We start from the raw sequence: 16,918 nt of genomic DNA on the forward strand, positions 1-16,918 counted from the left end.
AATCAGTACCATGCAAAGTTTCAGAACAGAAATAGAGAATCCGGTTGTAGAAAAAGACATCGTCGAATTGGCCGATAAAATCAACCTTTTTCGAAACGGGAAAATAGATGAAGAGAAATTCAGAAGTCTCCGGCTAGCCCGGGGAGTTTACGGCCAACGGCAAGAGGGCGTGCAAATGATCCGGATCAAACTTCCTTTTGGAAGGGTTTCTTCTTCCCAGTTGAGCCGAATCTGTGATGTCTCCGAAAAATATTCTACCGGAAGGCTTCACATTACTACCCGGCAGGACATCCAGATTCACTATGTCAGCCTGGATAGGACACCTGAGCTCTGGTCCGAACTGGAAAAGGATGATGTCACCATCCGGGAAGCCTGTGGCAATACCGTAAGAAACGTGACCGCCTCGGAAACAGCGGGAATTGATCCTGCGGAGCCATTCGACGTGACGCCTTACGCGGATGCTACCTTCCGGTACATGTTGCGTAACCCCATCTCCCAGGAAATGGGCAGGAAATTTAAGATTAGCTTCTCGTCCAGTGCGGAAGATACCGCACTCTCGTACCTGCACGACCTGGGTTTCATTGCCAAAGTGAGAACAGGAGAAAATGGCGGGGAAGAACGAGGATTTAAAGTGCTTCTGGGTGGCGGACTTGGTTCCCAGCCCCGGCATGGAGACGTGGTCCATGAGTTTCTTCCCACCGATCAGTTGATTCCGTTTATCGAAGGAGTGGTTCGTGTTTTTGACCGGCATGGCGAACGGGCCAAGCGTATGAAAGCCCGGATGAAGTTTCTTATCACCAAATTGGGAGTCGAAGAATTCTTGCAATTGGTTAAAGAAGAACAAGCTGCCCTGCAGCATCAATCGTACCCGATAGACGTAACTGATTTTGAAGCCTCCAAATCGCTGCCGGATCCGGTATTGCCTGAGTTTACCGTCCCTGCGGATGAAAACTACAAACGGTGGAAACTAACCAACGTGTTGCCACAAAAACAGGCGGGTTATTTTGCCGTAGGAGTAAAAATCCACTTAGGAGATTTTTATACCAAAGAGGCCCGTCAGTTGGCAAAGCTTATTAAGGATTTTGCTAATGACGAACTGAGGTTCACCTTAAGACAGAACTTTCTGATCCGGGATGTGAAAGAGGAGTTGCTACCGTTCTTTTACCAGGAGCTTAAAAAACTGGGACTTGCAGATTATGGCTACAATTCCATAGGAGATATTACGGCTTGTCCGGGTACCGATACCTGTAATCTGGGCATTGCCAGCAGTACTGGTGCGGCAGATGTAATGGGGAAGGTCATTCTGGATGAGTATCCTGAGTTTTTGCTTGACAAACACCTTACCATCAAGATTTCAGGTTGTATGAATGCCTGTGGGCAGCATAACATGGCCTCCATTGGTTTTCAAGGCATGTCTATGAAAGTTGGAAAATCCGTTTTGCCAGCTTTGCAGGTATTGCTGGGCGGGGCCACTTTTGGTGACGGAAAAGGCCGATTTTCAGATAAAGTGATCAAAATCCCAAGTAAAAGAGGTCCTCAGGCTTTGCGAATCCTTCTGGACGATTACAAATCCCAGGGGGAAAAAGCAGAGAACTACGCTTCCTATTACGAGCGTAAGGGCCAGATGTATTTCTACGAGTTACTCAAGCCCCTTGCGGGAACGGACAATATTACCGAGTCGGATTTCATCGATTGGGGCAATGAGGAACCTTATGTCAAAGCCATTGGTGTGGGGGAATGTGCTGGTGTGGTGATTGACTTGGTTTCCACCTTATTGCTGGAAGCCAGGGAAAAGCTGGCCGACTCAGAGGATAGTTTGAAAGCCGAAAAATGGGCTGATGGAATTTACCAGTCCTACACGAGCATGGTAAATGCCGCCAAGGCCATTTTGACAGCAGAGGGGGTAAATACCAATAGTTACGCCAGCATTGTTTCCGAATTTGAAAATCAGTTTATTGCCAGCGGAAAAATTAACCTGGGCAAATCATTTGCAGAGCTGGTGTATCAAATCAAACAAAATCCGCCTACCGAAGCGTTTGCCGCTGCATACTATCTAACTGCGGAAAGGGTATTTGAGGCGATTAGCGAATTCAGATCAAAAGAAGTACATGCATGAGGAATGAGGTCAGACCAAGAGTAACGTTGGTAGGTGCTGGTCCGGGAGATCCGGAATTGATTACACTGAAAGGTGTGCTGGCATTAAATAAAGCCGATGTGGTGCTATTCGATGCTTTGATAGACCGTACGTTGTTAAATCACGCACCGGAAAAGGCCCTGAAGGTGTTTGTAGGGAAGCGGCATGGCAGTCTCAAAAACCCACAAGAAGACACCAATCGGCTTTGTGTGCGCTATGCTCAGGAATACGGGCACGTGGTTCGGTTGAAAGGGGGCGATCCTTTCGTATTTGGCAGAGGGGCAGAGGAACTGGACTACATCCATCAATTTGGGATCAGTACGGATGTGGTACCGGGTATATCCTCTACTGTAGCAGTTCCGGCTGCTGCGGGTATTCCTGTTACCAAAAGAGGGGTATCGGAGAGTTACTGGGTGATCACTGGCACTACTAGTAACGGAGAGCTATCTCATGATTTGAAACTAGCCAGTCGCTCCAAGGCTACGGTGGTGCTGTTGATGGGCACCAAAAAACTGGAAGAAATAGTGGGAATATATGAAGCTCAGGGCCTGGTAGATAAGCCTATTGCTATTATTGAAAGGGGAACGACCGTGGAGGAAAAAGTAGTGGCCGGCACCATGGTGGATATTCTGGACAAAGCCAGAACGCAGCAGGTGGGGGCACCTGCGATCATTATCATCGGTGAAGTGGTCCGGGAAAGTCCCAAATTGAGAGCTGTTTACGAGGAAGTACTTTGTGAACACAAACTGATTTCCCTACACAATGAATGAGCTGTATCCCATCTTTCTGAAAGTACATCAACTGGAGACCTTACTGGTAGGAGCTGGATTTGTAGGGCTGGAAAAGCTCACCTTTTTGCTTAAGTCCAGTCCCCAAGCTACCGTCACGGTAGTATCCGTGGAGATTTCGGACCAAATCCGTGAAATCGCCCGAGATAATCCCCGGATTCGGTTGATACAGGATGCCTACCATCCCCGCTACCTGGAGCAAAAACACATGGTGATCGCTGCGACCAATTTTCCCGAGGTCAATAAAACGATCTACCAGGATGCTAAAAGCCGGTATTTACTGGTCAATGTGGCAGATACTCCGGAATATTGTGATTTTTATTTGGGCGGGATTGTTACCAAGGGTAATGTGAAAATCGCTATCAGCACCAATGGCAAAAGCCCTACTACTGCCAAGAGGCTGCGCCAAATGCTAGAAGAAATCATCCCGGAAGATATCAACGAGATGGTAGAAAACATCAATAAGTATAGAGATACCTTAAAAGGTGATTTTGAATACAAAGTAGAGGCCTTGAATAAATTAACAGAGGGGCTTATAAAAAAGGACTAATTCAGAGGTACAAAAAAAAGGGGCATTCAGCCCCTTTTTTTACGTTCGTTTTTTAAGTTTTCAATGTAGGTCTTAATTACTCTCAATTTTTCGTTTTGATTCAAGCTCGGATAGGGCTGAAAAAACGCATCTATACTCCATTGCATTTTTTAAATGTTTATTTTACACCTTAATATACGCTTTATTTGGTTATTAGGATTCAGTACCGACGCTTTTTTTTCTTATCTTGTAAAGTAAGGGGCTAAACTAGTGTCAATATAATGATGGGAAATGAAATTCATGAACTCAGCGATACTTGGATGGAAGAATCGTTTGTGCTTCAGCGTAAAGCTGGATTGAGGAACAGGGCTGCTCCGCTTCAAGACAGAATTGACCGATTGGAGGCGTTAAAGGACTGGATCAAGTCTAACCAAAAATTGATAAAGGAGGCCCTACATCAGGATCTTAAAAAATCCGGGACAGAGGCAGCCATTACGGAGATATACGTCGTCTTATCTGAAATACAGCATGCCATCCATGATTTACCCAAATGGGCAAAACCTGAAAAAGTAAAAACACCCTTCTCCCTGCTGGGAAGTCGGTCCTATGTGCAGGTCGAACCTAAGGGAACGACACTTATTCTTTCCCCCTGGAACTACCCCTTCAATTTATCCGTAGGTCCGATGGTTTCAGCAATTGCTGCCGGCTGCACGGTCATGCTCAAGCCCTCTGAAATGGCTCCACACACCGCTTCCCTGCTTGAAAAGATGGTCGGAGCGTTGTACGGAAGGGAACAAGTGACGGTGCTTAACGGTGGCGTAGAACTGGCAAAAAAGTTGTTGAAGAAGCCGTTCGACCATGTGTTTTTTACCGGTAGCCCACAGGTAGGAAAAAAAGTCATGGAAGCAGCGTCTAAAAATCTCAGCAGTGTTACCCTGGTATTGGGAGGGAAGTCTCCCGTTATCGTGGACAAAGGAGTTGATCTGGAAATGACGGCTGAAAGGATCGTTTGGGGGAAGTTTATCAATTGCGGGCAAACCTGCCTGGCGCCGGATTACCTGCTCGTTCACGAGACAGATAAAGAAGCTTTGATTTCCTTTCTGACGCAAAAAATAAATGAGCTTTACAACCCCAGGGCCAAAGGGATTATATCCAATCCGGATTACGGTAGGTTAATCAATACCGCTCACCTGATTAGGCTTCAGTCGCTTTTGAAAGAGGCCTTGACTGGCGGTGCCACGATCATTGTGGGTGGGACGGTAAATGAAGAAGAACGGTATATGGAACCTACCCTCCTTGAGGGCATAACTACCGGAATGAGGCTGATGGAAGAGGAGATATTTGGTCCGATTTTGCCTCTTTTTACCTATAGGAACATCGACGAGGCGATTGCCATGGTCAGTGCCCAGCCAAAGCCCCTGGCCCTGTATCTGTTTTCCGAGGAACCCCACCTAACCGATCATGTTTCCACCCACACAAGTTCGGGTACCGTGGTCGTCAATGATTGTGCGGTCCAATTTGGTCATCCCGGACTTCCTTTTGGGGGCGTGGGACAAAGTGGCCTGGGAAAGGCCCATGGCAAGTATGGTTTCCTTGCTTTTTCCAATGAAAAGGCCGTTTTGAAACAGAAAACGGGACGAACGGCACTCAGTGTATTGTATCCTCCCTATGGCTTAAAGGAAAAGAAAATCACCCAATTTCTAATGCGGTGGCTTCGAAGGAATAGTTTAAAACAAGCAGATAGCTAGGCAATTTACAGCTAGCCTGCGTGAAAAAATTGCACCACAGATTACGCAAATTAGCACAGATAGATGGACCCTACTGGGGATTACAAATTCCCTTTATCTGAACCACGGAATTACAAATTCCGCGGAGCGGGTTAAAGCTCCTCCAGCCTTTCCAAATAACTTTCCGCCTGTTTCAGGATTTCATCCTTTTGCTTCATTTTCGATAGCGTGTTGTACACGAATCCGATGCGAGGATTATTTTCCAGTTTTTCCCGGTTCCTTTCATAAAATGCCCAGTACAAGCTATTAAAAGGGCATGCCTTGTCGCCTGTTTTTTTGGTTTTTGAATAATGGCAGGAACTGCAATAGTTGCTCATTTTGTCGATGTAATTGGCAGAGGAAACATAGGGCTTGGTGCCCACGATACCTCCATCAGCAAACTGACTCATACCTCGTGTATTGGTGATTTCCACCCATTCAATGGCATCTACATAAATGCCCAGGTACCATCGGTCCACTTCATCCGGATCAATTCCGGCCAGCAGCGCGAAATTGCCGGTGACCATCAGCCGCTGAATATGGTGCGCATACGCATGCTCCAGGGATTGCCCGATGGCATGTTTCAGGCAATTCATTTTGGTGTTTCCATTCCAAAAATAAGAGGGTAGCTTTTTTTTATGATGGAAGAAATTCATCGATGCAAATTCAGGCATTTCTGCCCAGTAAATGCCCCGCATGTATTCCCGCCATCCCAGAATCTGCCGAATAAATCCCTCCACCTGTGCCATGCCGTATTTTTCAGGATCTTTCTTTAGGCAGTCTTCCGCTTTTTGAATTACTTCCAAGGGGTGGAGCATCTTACTGTTCAGCGCAAAACTCAATCTACTATGAAAAAGAAATGGCTCCCCGCTATGCATGGCATCCTGATAGGTGCCGAAATAGGGTAATAATTCCTCTAAGAAATATTCCAACAAGGTAACCGATTCCTCCCTGGAGCAGGGCCAGGGAAAATTTTGAGGATCCACGGTTCCTATGGTTTCTATTTCCGCTTTTTCAATGGTTTTGAGAAGCTCGCTGAGATCCCGGCCAAAAGCCGGCAAAGGGGGAACGGGGACCTCTTCCCGGTATTTATTCCGGTTGTCCTGGTCGTAATTCCATTTTCCTCCCATCGGCTTTTGGCCTTGCATTAGGATGTCGAACGTTTCACGCATGGATCGGTAAAACGATTCCATCAGGTAGTTTTTCTTGCCCGAGAAAAAGGTTTTTACCGACTTCCTGTCGCTTAAAAAATGTTCGGTATCAAAACTCTTGGTCTTGATGTTTAGCTGTTTACAGATCTTTTGAAGCTGTATGTCAAGCCTGTACTCGTCGGGTAATAGGTATTCAAACCGCTTAAACCTTTCGCTTTTGACTACATGCAGGATGGTATCTTCCAGATGCTGCCGGTTTTCTTTATGGTCGATGGGCAGGTAAATGACTTCGTGCCCCTGCTTTTCCAACCAATCAGCAAAGTTTCGCATGGATTGAAAAAATGCCAATACCTTTTGTACATGGTGCTTTACGTAATCCGTTTCCTGTCTTATTTCCATCATCAGGTAAACCACCGACTCGTTCCGTTTTCCAAACCAGGAGTGTCGTTGATTTAGCTGATCACCCAAAATAAGCCGTGCTGTTTTCTCCATTATTGCTTTATTATTTTCTTAAATAAAGCAGCATTTTCCTCCTTTGTTTACATTTTTTTTCAAATAAAAATAGTGTTAGCTAGATTCCCTTCATGAACTGATTCTATGATCCGAATCCAGCAGCTCAATGTAATCTCCAAAATAATAGTTGAACGTGATGATCAAATGGTTTAAATCACCGGATTGCATCTCCCTTTGGATGTTAAGGGTGTCCATGCCCAACGCTTCACTTAAAGTCTCAGCGTATTCCAGCAGGTCCTCGCCTATAATGCGCGCATCTTTCTGGTCCAGGTGGATCTGCATAATCGCTTTTGTTTTGGACGCCATCATTTCTATGATATGTTAAAAGTTAAATTTCTCTTGTTACCTTATTTTTCGGATATCGGGTATCCGACCCGCTTGCCGGCCGCCATTTCTTTCCAGTATTTCAATTTTAAACTGGCATTTCTGTTTTACATAAAATCTTTTTTGCAATTGATTTTTTGAAATATTATTTTATGTAATTAGAATACTTTTAAATGAAATACTACAAACATGATTTATTTCTATAAATAATAGAATAAAATTTGAATTCGCAAATTCTCTGAAAAAATATTTAACGATGGCTTTTTGAGCAAAAAACCATTTATTCTTTGGACGGATGAAAAATGGATTTACTAGTTGGAAATTTGAAATAAATACCAAAAAATAAATAAAAAAAGTGGGTAATTTTTTTACCCACTTTTTTTATAATTCGATTACGGTCTGGTTTCTAATTAAGTCTTCGAAGGTTTCTCGCTTTCGTATGAGGTAATCGGAACCATCCAAAATCAATACCTCCGGGGGTCTGTATCGGGAATTGTAATTGGAAGCCATGCTATATCCGTAGGCCCCTGCATTCTTTATAGCTAATACATCTCCTTCTTTTACTTCTCTGAGTTTACGGTCAGCTGCGATTGTGTCTGTTTCACATATATATCCTACGATGGTATATACCCTTTCCGGACCATCCAGTTTGGAAATATTTACCACTCCGTGATAGGCGTCATACATCATGGGGCGCAGCAAATGATTAAGACCGGAATCCACGCCCACAAAGGTCGTCGCGGGTGTTGGTTTGACCACATTGGCTTTCACGAGTAAGTATCCGCTTTCGCTTACCAGAAATTTGCCTGGTTCAAACCATATTTCCAGATCTTTCCCATATTCTTTACAAAAATCCCGAAATGCAGCTGAGACCTTTTTACCCACCTCCTGAATATCGGTGGTAATATCTCCCTCCTTGTACCCTACTTTGAATCCGCCTCCAAAATCTAAAAATTCAAGCCCTTTAAATTCACGGGCGGCATCAAACAGGATTTCTGCCCCTTTTAAGAAGACTTCCGCGTCCAATATGTCCGATCCGGTGTGTACATGCAGTCCCACCACTTGTAGTTCATAGGCCTGCACAATTTTCAAAACATGCTTCAACTGCAATATGGAAATGCCAAACTTGCTGTCGATGTGTCCTACAGAAATCTTGGAATTGCCTCCTGCCAGAATATGGGGATTTAGCCGAATGCACAAAGGAACCTTGTGGCCGTATTCAGTACCAAAATGTTCCAACATGGGTATGTTGTCAATATTTACCATGACGCCCATTTCCACTGCTTTCTTGATTTCCTCAAAATCAACTCCGTTTGGCGTATACATGATCTCTTCAGGTGAAAAACCAGCATGAAGACATAGCTGAATTTCTTCTATGGAAACGGCATCCACTCCGGTGCCTGCTTTTCGCATCAGCTTAAGAATGGATATATTGGAGAGGGCCTTAGTCGCGTACTTGATTTTCATCTTCACCCCGGAAAAAGCTTTCTTGAGTGATTCCACCTGGTCCAGGATTTTATTTCCGTCATACAAATAAACCGGGGTACCGTATTTTTTGGCGATATCTAGCAGGGGAATTTCCTGAATGCAATAGCGTTGGTTTTTGATTTCCATTGGTTCTGATTTAGCTCGCAAAGATAGATAAAGCAAATTAAACTTAAAATCAATTTTGAGCGACAGTTTCAGTCGGGAATTTTGAGGAGAATAGGTACGTTGTTTTATAGATATCAAGCAACTTCAGGTGCCCTGTTAAAAAAAGTTAAGGAAATGATTTCCTGGTGGATATCGTTTAAATTTGTATCATGTCAAAAAACAGTATTAAAATCATTGTCTTTTTGATGACCCTGGCCAGTCTTGGATTGATAGGGTTTCAGTTTTACTGGGTCGGCAATGTATTAAAGATCAACGAAGAACGATTCGAACAAAATGTCTTTCAGGCATTGGCTTCCACCTCCGAGAGACTAGAGAAAAGTGAAGCCAGTGATATATTACTCAGCTCCCTCGCCAGAGACACCTTGTTTCAAAAAGCCTTACTTGAGCCCATTGAGCCGATTCAAGTACAGGTCCGTCACCGTCAAGTAGCCGTAAACCGACCCTCCATGGTGGATTCCCTATTCGACCAAAACCTGCCTCAAATTTCATCTACTTTTCGTAAATTGATCGCCTCCAAGGAGGGTGAGCCTAAAAGCTTTAGCCAAATAGAAAAATATTTTTATATGTCACCCACCGTGGCTTCCACGCTCTTTACTCCGGATGAACTGGCCATTCTTCTTCAGGAAAAGGAAAAGTACCTGGAGTTTTTAAGCAACAAAGACAATTATATCAGTAAAAGGCAATATGCCAGTAACCGGCAGGATTATATCATTGAGGAATTCAATGTATCCCGGAACGTGGCCGAAACCATTGTGCAGGCCAACATGAAGATCGAGTTGGTAGAGGTGGTCATCCACCAATTATTGTCGCAGGGAAACCAGCATATTCTAGGCCGGTTAGATACAGCAATGGTCCGAACGGAAGTTAGGGACCAACTGATTAACAGAAACATCGACCAGCCTTTTGAATTGGGGATTATTGATGGAAATAATCGAATCGTAGGGATTGGAGAGGTAGCTGATCTGGATTTTTTAAAGTCTCAGGGAATTCGGGCGGAGCTTTTTCCCAGTGACCTTTTAGGACTCGAAAACTTTCTGGTCATCTACTTCCCCACCAAGGAAAATTACCTGTTGCAGCAAGTATTTTTGCCGCTATCCAGTTCCTTGCTGTTTATGGTGATTATTATTAGTTGTTTTGTCTATGCCATCAAAGTAATCATCAGGCAGAAGAAAATTTCTGAAATCAAGAATGATTTCATTAATAACATGACCCACGAGTTCAAAACGCCCATCTCCACGGTAAGCTTGGCGATAGAGGCCCTTCAGGACCCGGATCTTCTGAATGAGGAATCGATTCGGTCCCGGTACCTGGGAATTATCAAAGACGAAAATAGCCGCTTGGGGCAACAGGTAGAACAAGTGCTACAGGCCGCCGCCCTTGATAAAAAGGATTTCAAACTAGAAATGAAATCCATTAACCTGGTAGATGCCGTAGAAGAGGCCAAAAAGCATTTTGAACTGCTGGTGGAAAAAAGAGGTGGGTCGATTACAACCAATTATCAGGTGCAAAGCGGCTTCTTAGAGGCGGATGCTTTCCATATGAATAATATTCTCAATAACTTACTGGACAATGCAAATAAGTATTCCGATCATGCGCCTTCGATTCACGTATCCGTAATTGAAAAACAGGAGGGGTATTCATTGGCAATTCGGGATGCGGGAATTGGTATGAGCAAAGAGGCACAGAAACGAATATTTGATAAGTTTTATCGGGTCCCAACAGGAAATATCCATGATGTGAAGGGCTTTGGTCTGGGCCTATCCTATGTGAAAACAATGGTAGAAGCCCACAAAGGCAGTATTCAGGTGGAAAGTGAGCCGGGCCAGGGAAGCATTTTCACGATCAACTTACCCAAAAAACAATGAGCAAAACGAAGGTATTACTGGTGGAGGATGATCCCAATCTGGGAGAAATTTTGAAGGAGTATTTGGGTGTAAAGGGCTTTGAAGTAACCCTTTGCCGGGATGGCGAGGAGGGCTGGAATAAGTACAAGAAAGATTATTTTCAGGTGTGCATTCTGGATGTAATGATGCCCAAAAAAGATGGTTTTACGCTGGGAAAGGAAATCCGGAAAGTGGAGGACAATATTCCCATCATTTACCTCACTGCCAAAAACCTGAAAGAAGACGTGATCCAGGGCTTTCGTATCGGTGCAGATGATTACATCACCAAGCCATTCAGCATGGAGGAATTGTTGATGCGGATTTCGGCCATTTTGCGAAGAACCCAAAACCAGGGAGAAAAAGCGGCCTTGAAAACCTATACTTTTGGAGCATTTGTCTTGCATTACGACAAGCAACAACTGGAAGGGCCGGAAGGGGTTCACAAACTGACCTCCAAAGAAAATGAACTCTTACGTCTATTAGCCGCTTCCATAAATGAAACTGTGAGTCGTTCCTTTGCACTCAAACAGATTTGGGGAGATGACAGTTATTTTAATGCCCGGAGCATGGATGTCTACCTAAGTAAAATCCGTAAGCTGCTGAAAGCAGATTCCGGAGTACAGATCATTACCTTGCATGGAGAGGGGTTTAAGTTGGTGTCCAACTGATATCTTTTCTCCTGAAATTGATTTATTCCCTGAATAAAGTTTAATTTGTGCTTCATTAAATCCAGTAAGCACATGGCCAAAGAAATTATTCATTCCTCAGAAGCCCCAGCACCTATCGGACCCTATAGTCAGGCAGTAAAAATTAATGGGATGCTCTTCGTTTCCGGACAGATTGCGCTGGATGCAGAAAGTGGCGAACTCATCAATGAAAACATTACGGAGGAGACTCATGCTGTGATGAGAAATCTGGAGGCTATATTGCGCAGGGCAGGATCTTCCTTTGAAAAGGTGGTCAAGTGCAGTATTTTCGTAAAAAACATGGACGATTTTGCGACTGTAAATGAAGCCTATGGACAGTACTTTAAACAGGAACCACCAGCACGCGAAACCGTAGAAGTAAGCCGCCTTCCAAAGGACGTAAAGGTGGAGATATCCTGTATAGCAGCGGTGTAAACTTTATTTTAATCTGTTTGTTGTTTGATGGTGAGATTGGTGCCAAAATACAGTGAATCCTTTGTGTCTACCATGGACAGCAGGCAGGTAATGAAAAAACTGGATGGGATCACCCGATGGGTGAATTTTTTGGACCGAACCGAGGCCACCCAGCGTGAATCAGCGGTGTTTAATGGAAGTCTTAAAGAAGATTGTTTTCGGATTTCTAAAAAGATCGATAAAGCCGATAGTTTTCTTCCCTTGATAAAAGGAGAGGTGGCACCTCTGGCCAAGGGATGCCTGATATCCCTTGAGTATTCCTTTTTTCCGAGTACGGCTTTTCTCCTTGGATTCTGGGGAGTTATTAGCTTTGCACTTACCGTGGTTTTTCTTTCCGTAATTCAGGATTGGAAGTTGGCATTGTTAAGCCTACTTGCTGGCATGGCCAATTATGGCTTTGCTTTTTGGCATTTTCGGAGAAAAGTCCGCGAAAGCCAGGCACTTTTTCATGAAGCCATGGGATTGAAAGCGGGAAAAAATGCTTCCTGGTAAATTTTCAGGTTTTTGGAGCAAGATTAACCCTGGTTTTATGGATTATGCCCTGCCTGTTGTAATTTAGCAGTCGAATCATTTTATATGTCAAATAGCCCATTTTATGGAATACAGAATAGAAAAAGATACCATGGGGCCCGTCGAGGTGCCCGCAGAAAAATACTGGGGAGCGCAAACCCAGCGCTCTGTGAATAATTTTAAAATCGGCGGCCCCAAACACCAAATGCCGTTGGAAATCGTACATGCTTTTGCCATCCTAAAAAAATCTGCTGCCCTTACCAATGCGGATTTAGGGGTATTGGATCAGGAAAAGGCTTCCATCATTGCTAAGGTTTGTGATGAAATTCTGGAAGGGAAGCTGGACGATCAATTCCCGCTGGTAGTTTGGCAGACGGGCTCCGGTACCCAATCCAACATGAACGTCAACGAGGTAGTAGCCTACCGTGCACATGTTTTGCTGGGAGGCAGTCTTCAAGACGAAAAAAAGAAGGTCCACCCCAATGACGATGTTAATAAATCCCAGTCTTCTAACGATACTTTTCCTACCGCCATGCATATTGCGGCCTACAAAATGGTCGCAGCAACGACCCTGCCTGGTGTGCAAAAACTCAGAGACACCCTAAAGGCAAAATCGGAGGCTTTTATGGACGTGGTCAAAATTGGGCGTACTCATTTTATGGATGCCACACCGCTGACCCTGGGCCAGGAATTTTCCGGATACGTCGCGCAGTTGGATCATGCCATGCGGGCCATCAAAAACACCCTACCGCACCTTTCCGAATTGGCATTGGGTGGTACTGCCGTGGGTACGGGATTAAATACTCCAAAGGGCTATGCTGAAAAGGTAGCCGAAAAAATCGCCCATTTTTCAGGCAATCCATTTATCACCGCTCCGAATAAATTTGAATCTCTGGCCGCGCACGATGCCATGGTAGAAACGCACGGTGCCCTGAAGCAATTGGCGGTTAGCCTGATGAAAATTGCCAATGATATCCGCATGCTTTCTTCCGGTCCCCGGTCCGGTATCGGAGAACTATTGATACCAGAAAACGAACCCGGATCTTCTATCATGCCGGGAAAAGTTAATCCCACCCAGGCAGAGGCGATGACGATGGTCTGCGCTCAGGTAATAGGAAATGATACCGCGGTTTCCGTAGGAGGAGCTAATGGGCATTTTGAACTGAACGTGTTCAAACCCATGATGGTCAATAACCTGCTGAGTTCTGCCCGCTTGCTGGGAGATGCCTGTGTGTCTTTCAACGACAACTGCGCCATCGGTATCGAGCCTAACAAGCCCTTTATCCAGCGTCACCTGGAAAATAGTTTGATGTTAGTGACGGCATTAAATACCCATATTGGCTATGAAAATGCTGCTAAAATCGCCAAAAAAGCCCATAAAGAGGGAACAAGTCTTCGGGACGCGGCCATTGCACTGGACCTGCTGACAAGTGAGCAATTTGACGAATGGGTCAAGCCAGAAGACATGACCGGCAGCATGAAGTAATATTCTTTCTGATCAGAAAAATAAAAAGCCCCTTCAGCATTTCCTGCGAAGGGGCTTTTGCCTATACGATCCTACTCCACTGCCTCTTTTTCTTCTTCATAGACCTCCGTAGGAATACAGCTACACATCAGGTTTCGGTCTCCATAAGCCGCGTCAATTCGCCCGACAGAAGGCCAGAACTTATTCTCTTTCACAAAGGGTAACGGATAGGCTGCTCTTTCTCTACTGTAAGGATAGTCCCAGGCTTCCGCAAGGAGTGTAGCTGCCGTATGGGGAGCGTTTTTCAATAAATTAGAGGCGCTATCTGTCTTGCCTTGTTCAATTTCACGGATTTCCTGTCGGATTGCAATCATCGCATCACAAAAGCGGTCCAATTCAGCTTTGGATTCCGATTCGGTGGGCTCCACCATCAGGGTTCCCGCCACGGGAAAGGAAACCGTTGGGGCGTGAAATCCATAATCCATCAGTCGTTTGGCGATATCTTCCACTTCTACGCCACATTCTTTAAATCCACGGCAATCCAGGATCATTTCGTGTGCAGCTCTTCCTTTGCTACCGGTATACAGAATGGGGTAATCCCCCTCCAAACGCTTTTTGATGTAGTTCGTATTCAAAATGGCCATTTTGGTGGCATTGGAAAGACCTGTTTCTCCCATCATGGCGATGTAAGCATACGAGATGGGCAGGATACTGGCACTTCCAAAGGGAGCTGCTGATATGGGCGTGATAGCAGCGGTCCCCCCGGTTCGAATGAAAGGATTGCCCGGCAGAAAAGGAGCCAGGTGTTTGGCGACACAAATTGGCCCCATTCCCGGACCACCTCCTCCGTGGGGAATGCAGAAGGTCTTGTGCAGGTTCAGGTGGCAAACATCCGCCCCGATCATCCCGGGACTGGTCAGGCCTACCTGTGCATTCATGTTGGCACCGTCCATATACACTTGCCCGCCATATTCGTGTACCAGCTCGCAGATTTCCTGGATGGCTTCCTCGAAAACCCCGTGCGTGGAGGGGTAAGTCACCATCAATGCTGAAAGTTTGTCCTTGTGTTCGGTTGCTTTTGCCTTGAAGGCGTCCACGTCGATATTGCCCTTGTCATCACATGGCACAATGACCACCTTCATTCCGGCCATTACGGCTGATGCGGGATTGGTGCCGTGGGCAGAGGATGGGATAAGAACGATGTTTCTGAAATCCTGTCCACGGCTCTGATGATAGGCCCGAATAACCATCAACCCAGCGTATTCCCCTTGCGCTCCGGAGTTGGGCTGCAGGCTGGTGTCCGCAAAACCGGTAATTTCGCTGAGCCAGTTTCTCAGTTCCTGAAACATCTCGTAGTATCCTGCCGCCTGATCCTGGGGGGCAAAGGGATGAAGTTGGCCGATTTCCGGCCAGGTGACCGGGATCATTTCCGCAGTGGCATTCAGTTTCATCGTGCAAGAACCCAGGGAAATCATGGAGTGAACCAGGGAAAGGTCTTTATTTTCCAATCGTTTCAGGTAGCGTAGCATTTCGTGCTCGGAATGAAACCGGTGAAAAACCTCATGCTCCAGGTATCCGGAGCTACGCTCCAACGCTGCCGGAAGGATTCCTTCTATCTCGCTGGGTATTTCAGGAGTCGCCACTTGCAGTAGGTTGGTAGATTTAGCGAACACCTCGTAAATTTCTACCACATCTGCCCGGTTTTTGGCCTGATCAAAACTCAGAAGGATATGGTTTTTTTCGTAGCGGAAATTTAATTTTTTGGACAAGGCAAAGGCCCTTATTTTTTCCTTTTGTACCTCGTCTACCCGAATGCGGATGGTATCAAAAAACACCTCATTTGACTGCTCATAGCCCAGCTGGGATAGCCAATTGGCCGTCATCACAGCTAGCCCATGTGTGCGGGAAGCAATGGCTTTTAATCCTTTGGGTCCGTGGTACACGGCATACATGCCGGCCATAACGGCCAACAAAACCTGCGCGGTGCATATATTGGAGGTGGCTCGTTCTCGTTTGATGTGTTGTTCCCGGGTTTGCAGGGCCATCCGGTAGGCATTTTTACCGTGTTTATCGACGGACACACCGATAATACGTCCGGGAATTTGTCTTTTAAAAGCTTCTTTGGTAGCGAAAAATGCTGCATGCGGTCCCCCAAATCCCATGGGTACCCCAAATCGCTGGCTGCTGCCGATCACCACATCGGCCCCCATTTCACCCGGAGGCTTCAGTAAAGTCAAACTCAGCAGGTCGGTGCTGAAAGCGGTAAAAATACTGTTTTCTTTGGCGGCTTCCACCAACTTGCTGTAATCAATGACTTCTCCATCTGCATTGGGATATTGCAGTAGCAGGCCAAAAATTTCGGGATCGGTAAGATCCAGCTCATTTAATGAGCCGAAAACCAGGTCGATTCCCACCGGTAGTGCCCGGGTCTTCAGGATTTCCTTCGTTTGTTCAAAAACCTTTTCATCTACAAAAAAGCGATTTGCTTGTTTCTTAGCCCGAGGCTTGCTGGCATGCAGCATGGTCATGGCTTCACCCGCTGCCGTTCCCTCATCCAGCAGGGAGGCATTGGCGAGTTCCATGCCGGTAAGCTCGCTGACCATGGTCTGAAAATTGATCAGCGCCTCCAACCGTCCCTGGGCAATTTCGGCTTGGTAAGGAGTGTAGGCAGTGTACCAGCCCGGGTTTTCAAGGATGTTCCGCTGGATTACGCCAGGTACCAGGGTATCGTAATAGCCCAGTCCAATGTACGATTTGTAAAGTTGGTTTTTGCTGGCAGTTTGTTTAAAACTTTTAAGGAATGCCGTTTCGGACAATGCCTTGGGAAGTTGTAGTGGTTTTTTGAGGCGTATGCTCTGGGGAATGGTTTCATCAATCAGGGTATCCAGCGAAGAAACTCCGATGGTATCCAACATGGATTGGACATCAAATTCTGAGGGAGCGATGTGCCTGTTTTTAAATTTTTCCGAAGAAGCAAGGTTGATTTTCATATATACAGTAAAATATGATTATTTTTGGCCGAACCAAAATGTCCTGAATCGA

13 protein-coding genes are annotated in these 16,918 nt (G+C 45.5%); 9 read left to right on the top strand and 4 right to left on the bottom strand.

Annotated features, from left to right (window positions below):
- The first annotated feature begins 10 nt into the window (after positions 1 to 10).
- From GKS34_RS09155 to GKS34_RS09170, 4 genes are all read left to right on the top strand, one after another.
- The gene (locus GKS34_RS09155; RefSeq protein ID WP_163384499.1) at positions 11 to 2,116 is read left to right on the top strand and encodes a ferredoxin-like domain-containing protein; all 2,106 of its coding nucleotides are present in this window, start codon (positions 11 to 13) and stop codon (positions 2,114 to 2,116) included.
- On the top strand, positions 2,113 to 2,904 hold the full coding sequence (gene cobA / locus GKS34_RS09160; RefSeq protein WP_163384500.1) for a uroporphyrinogen-III C-methyltransferase: 792 nt from the start codon (positions 2,113 to 2,115) through the stop codon (positions 2,902 to 2,904). The genes GKS34_RS09155 and cobA overlap by 4 nt, the downstream gene beginning before the upstream one ends.
- On the top strand, positions 2,897 to 3,472 hold the full coding sequence (locus GKS34_RS09165) for a precorrin-2 dehydrogenase/sirohydrochlorin ferrochelatase family protein (protein WP_163384501.1): 576 nt from the start codon (positions 2,897 to 2,899) through the stop codon (positions 3,470 to 3,472). The genes cobA and GKS34_RS09165 overlap by 8 nt, the downstream gene beginning before the upstream one ends.
- Before the next feature lie 260 nt (positions 3,473 to 3,732).
- Positions 3,733 to 5,199 carry an aldehyde dehydrogenase family protein gene (locus GKS34_RS09170; RefSeq protein WP_240459250.1) on the top strand — a complete coding sequence of 489 codons (1,467 nt, stop codon included), beginning with the start codon at positions 3,733 to 3,735 and terminating at the stop codon, positions 5,197 to 5,199.
- A gap of 131 nt (positions 5,200 to 5,330) precedes the next feature.
- Here GKS34_RS09170 and GKS34_RS09175 read toward each other — a convergent pair whose 3' ends face one another.
- The 3 genes from GKS34_RS09175 to lysA all read right to left on the bottom strand — a co-directional run bounded on the left by GKS34_RS09175 (position 5,331) and on the right by lysA (position 8,819).
- On the bottom strand, positions 5,331 to 6,860 hold the full coding sequence (locus tag GKS34_RS09175; protein WP_163384502.1) for a cryptochrome/photolyase family protein: 1,530 nt from the start codon (positions 6,858 to 6,860) through the stop codon (positions 5,331 to 5,333).
- Positions 6,861 to 6,950: 90 nt separating this feature from the next.
- On the bottom strand, positions 6,951 to 7,190 hold the full coding sequence (locus GKS34_RS09180) for a hypothetical protein (RefSeq protein ID WP_163384503.1): 240 nt from the start codon (positions 7,188 to 7,190) through the stop codon (positions 6,951 to 6,953).
- 396 nt (positions 7,191 to 7,586) lie between these two features.
- On the bottom strand, positions 7,587 to 8,819 hold the full coding sequence (gene lysA, locus GKS34_RS09185; RefSeq protein ID WP_163384504.1) for a diaminopimelate decarboxylase: 1,233 nt from the start codon (positions 8,817 to 8,819) through the stop codon (positions 7,587 to 7,589).
- Positions 8,820 to 9,007: 188 nt separating this feature from the next.
- On the opposite strand from lysA, the gene GKS34_RS09190 reads away from it, so the two are divergent.
- The 5 genes from GKS34_RS09190 (at position 9,008) to fumC (ending at position 13,897) form a co-directional block, all read left to right on the top strand.
- Positions 9,008 to 10,723: a sensor histidine kinase gene (locus tag GKS34_RS09190; protein ID WP_163384505.1), complete on the top strand. Its 1,716-nt coding sequence runs from the start codon at positions 9,008 to 9,010 to the stop codon at positions 10,721 to 10,723.
- On the top strand, positions 10,720 to 11,409 hold the full coding sequence (locus GKS34_RS09195; protein WP_163384506.1) for a response regulator transcription factor: 690 nt from the start codon (positions 10,720 to 10,722) through the stop codon (positions 11,407 to 11,409). The genes GKS34_RS09190 and GKS34_RS09195 overlap by 4 nt, the downstream gene beginning before the upstream one ends.
- 72 nt (positions 11,410 to 11,481) lie before the next feature.
- Complete coding sequence (locus GKS34_RS09200; protein WP_163384507.1) at positions 11,482 to 11,862, top strand: RidA family protein; 381 nt, start codon at positions 11,482 to 11,484, stop codon at positions 11,860 to 11,862.
- A gap of 24 nt (positions 11,863 to 11,886) precedes the next feature.
- Entirely contained in the window at positions 11,887 to 12,393 is a 507-nt protein-coding gene (locus GKS34_RS09205; RefSeq protein WP_163384508.1) for a 6TM ABC transporter family protein, read from the top strand.
- A 103-nt stretch (positions 12,394 to 12,496) separates the two neighbouring features.
- Entirely contained in the window at positions 12,497 to 13,897 is a 1,401-nt protein-coding gene (gene fumC / locus GKS34_RS09210) for a class II fumarate hydratase (protein WP_163384509.1), read from the top strand.
- A gap of 71 nt (positions 13,898 to 13,968) precedes the next feature.
- Here fumC and gcvP read toward each other — a convergent pair whose 3' ends face one another.
- Complete coding sequence (gene gcvP, locus GKS34_RS09215) at positions 13,969 to 16,866, bottom strand: aminomethyl-transferring glycine dehydrogenase (RefSeq protein ID WP_163384510.1); 2,898 nt, start codon at positions 16,864 to 16,866, stop codon at positions 13,969 to 13,971.
- Between the last annotated feature and the right edge of the window lie 52 nt (positions 16,867 to 16,918).

The sequence above is a fragment of the Cyclobacterium jeungdonense genome, assembly GCF_010994275.1.
Lineage (GTDB): Bacteria > Bacteroidota > Bacteroidia > Cytophagales > Cyclobacteriaceae > Cyclobacterium > Cyclobacterium jeungdonense.

Excerpts from the sequence above, each read along its gene's own strand:
- GKS34_RS09155 (WP_163384499.1), top strand. The coding sequence starts at position 11 with ATGCAAAGTTTCAGAACAGAAATAGAGAATCCGGTTGTAGAAAAAGAC.
- cobA (WP_163384500.1), top strand. The coding sequence starts at position 2,113 with ATGAGGAATGAGGTCAGACCAAGAGTAACGTTGGTAGGTGCTGGTCCG.
- GKS34_RS09165 (WP_163384501.1), top strand. The coding sequence starts at position 2,897 with ATGAATGAGCTGTATCCCATCTTTCTGAAAGTACATCAACTGGAGACC.
- GKS34_RS09170 (WP_240459250.1), top strand. The coding sequence starts at position 3,733 with ATGATGGGAAATGAAATTCATGAACTCAGCGATACTTGGATGGAAGAA.
- GKS34_RS09175 (WP_163384502.1), bottom strand. The coding sequence starts at position 6,860 with ATGGAGAAAACAGCACGGCTTATTTTGGGTGATCAGCTAAATCAACGA.
- GKS34_RS09180 (WP_163384503.1), bottom strand. The coding sequence starts at position 7,190 with ATGATGGCGTCCAAAACAAAAGCGATTATGCAGATCCACCTGGACCAG.
- lysA (WP_163384504.1), bottom strand. The coding sequence starts at position 8,819 with ATGGAAATCAAAAACCAACGCTATTGCATTCAGGAAATTCCCCTGCTA.
- GKS34_RS09190 (WP_163384505.1), top strand. The coding sequence starts at position 9,008 with ATGTCAAAAAACAGTATTAAAATCATTGTCTTTTTGATGACCCTGGCC.
- GKS34_RS09195 (WP_163384506.1), top strand. The coding sequence starts at position 10,720 with ATGAGCAAAACGAAGGTATTACTGGTGGAGGATGATCCCAATCTGGGA.
- GKS34_RS09200 (WP_163384507.1), top strand. The coding sequence starts at position 11,482 with ATGGCCAAAGAAATTATTCATTCCTCAGAAGCCCCAGCACCTATCGGA.
- fumC (WP_163384509.1), top strand. The coding sequence starts at position 12,497 with ATGGAATACAGAATAGAAAAAGATACCATGGGGCCCGTCGAGGTGCCC.
- gcvP (WP_163384510.1), bottom strand. The coding sequence starts at position 16,866 with ATGAAAATCAACCTTGCTTCTTCGGAAAAATTTAAAAACAGGCACATC.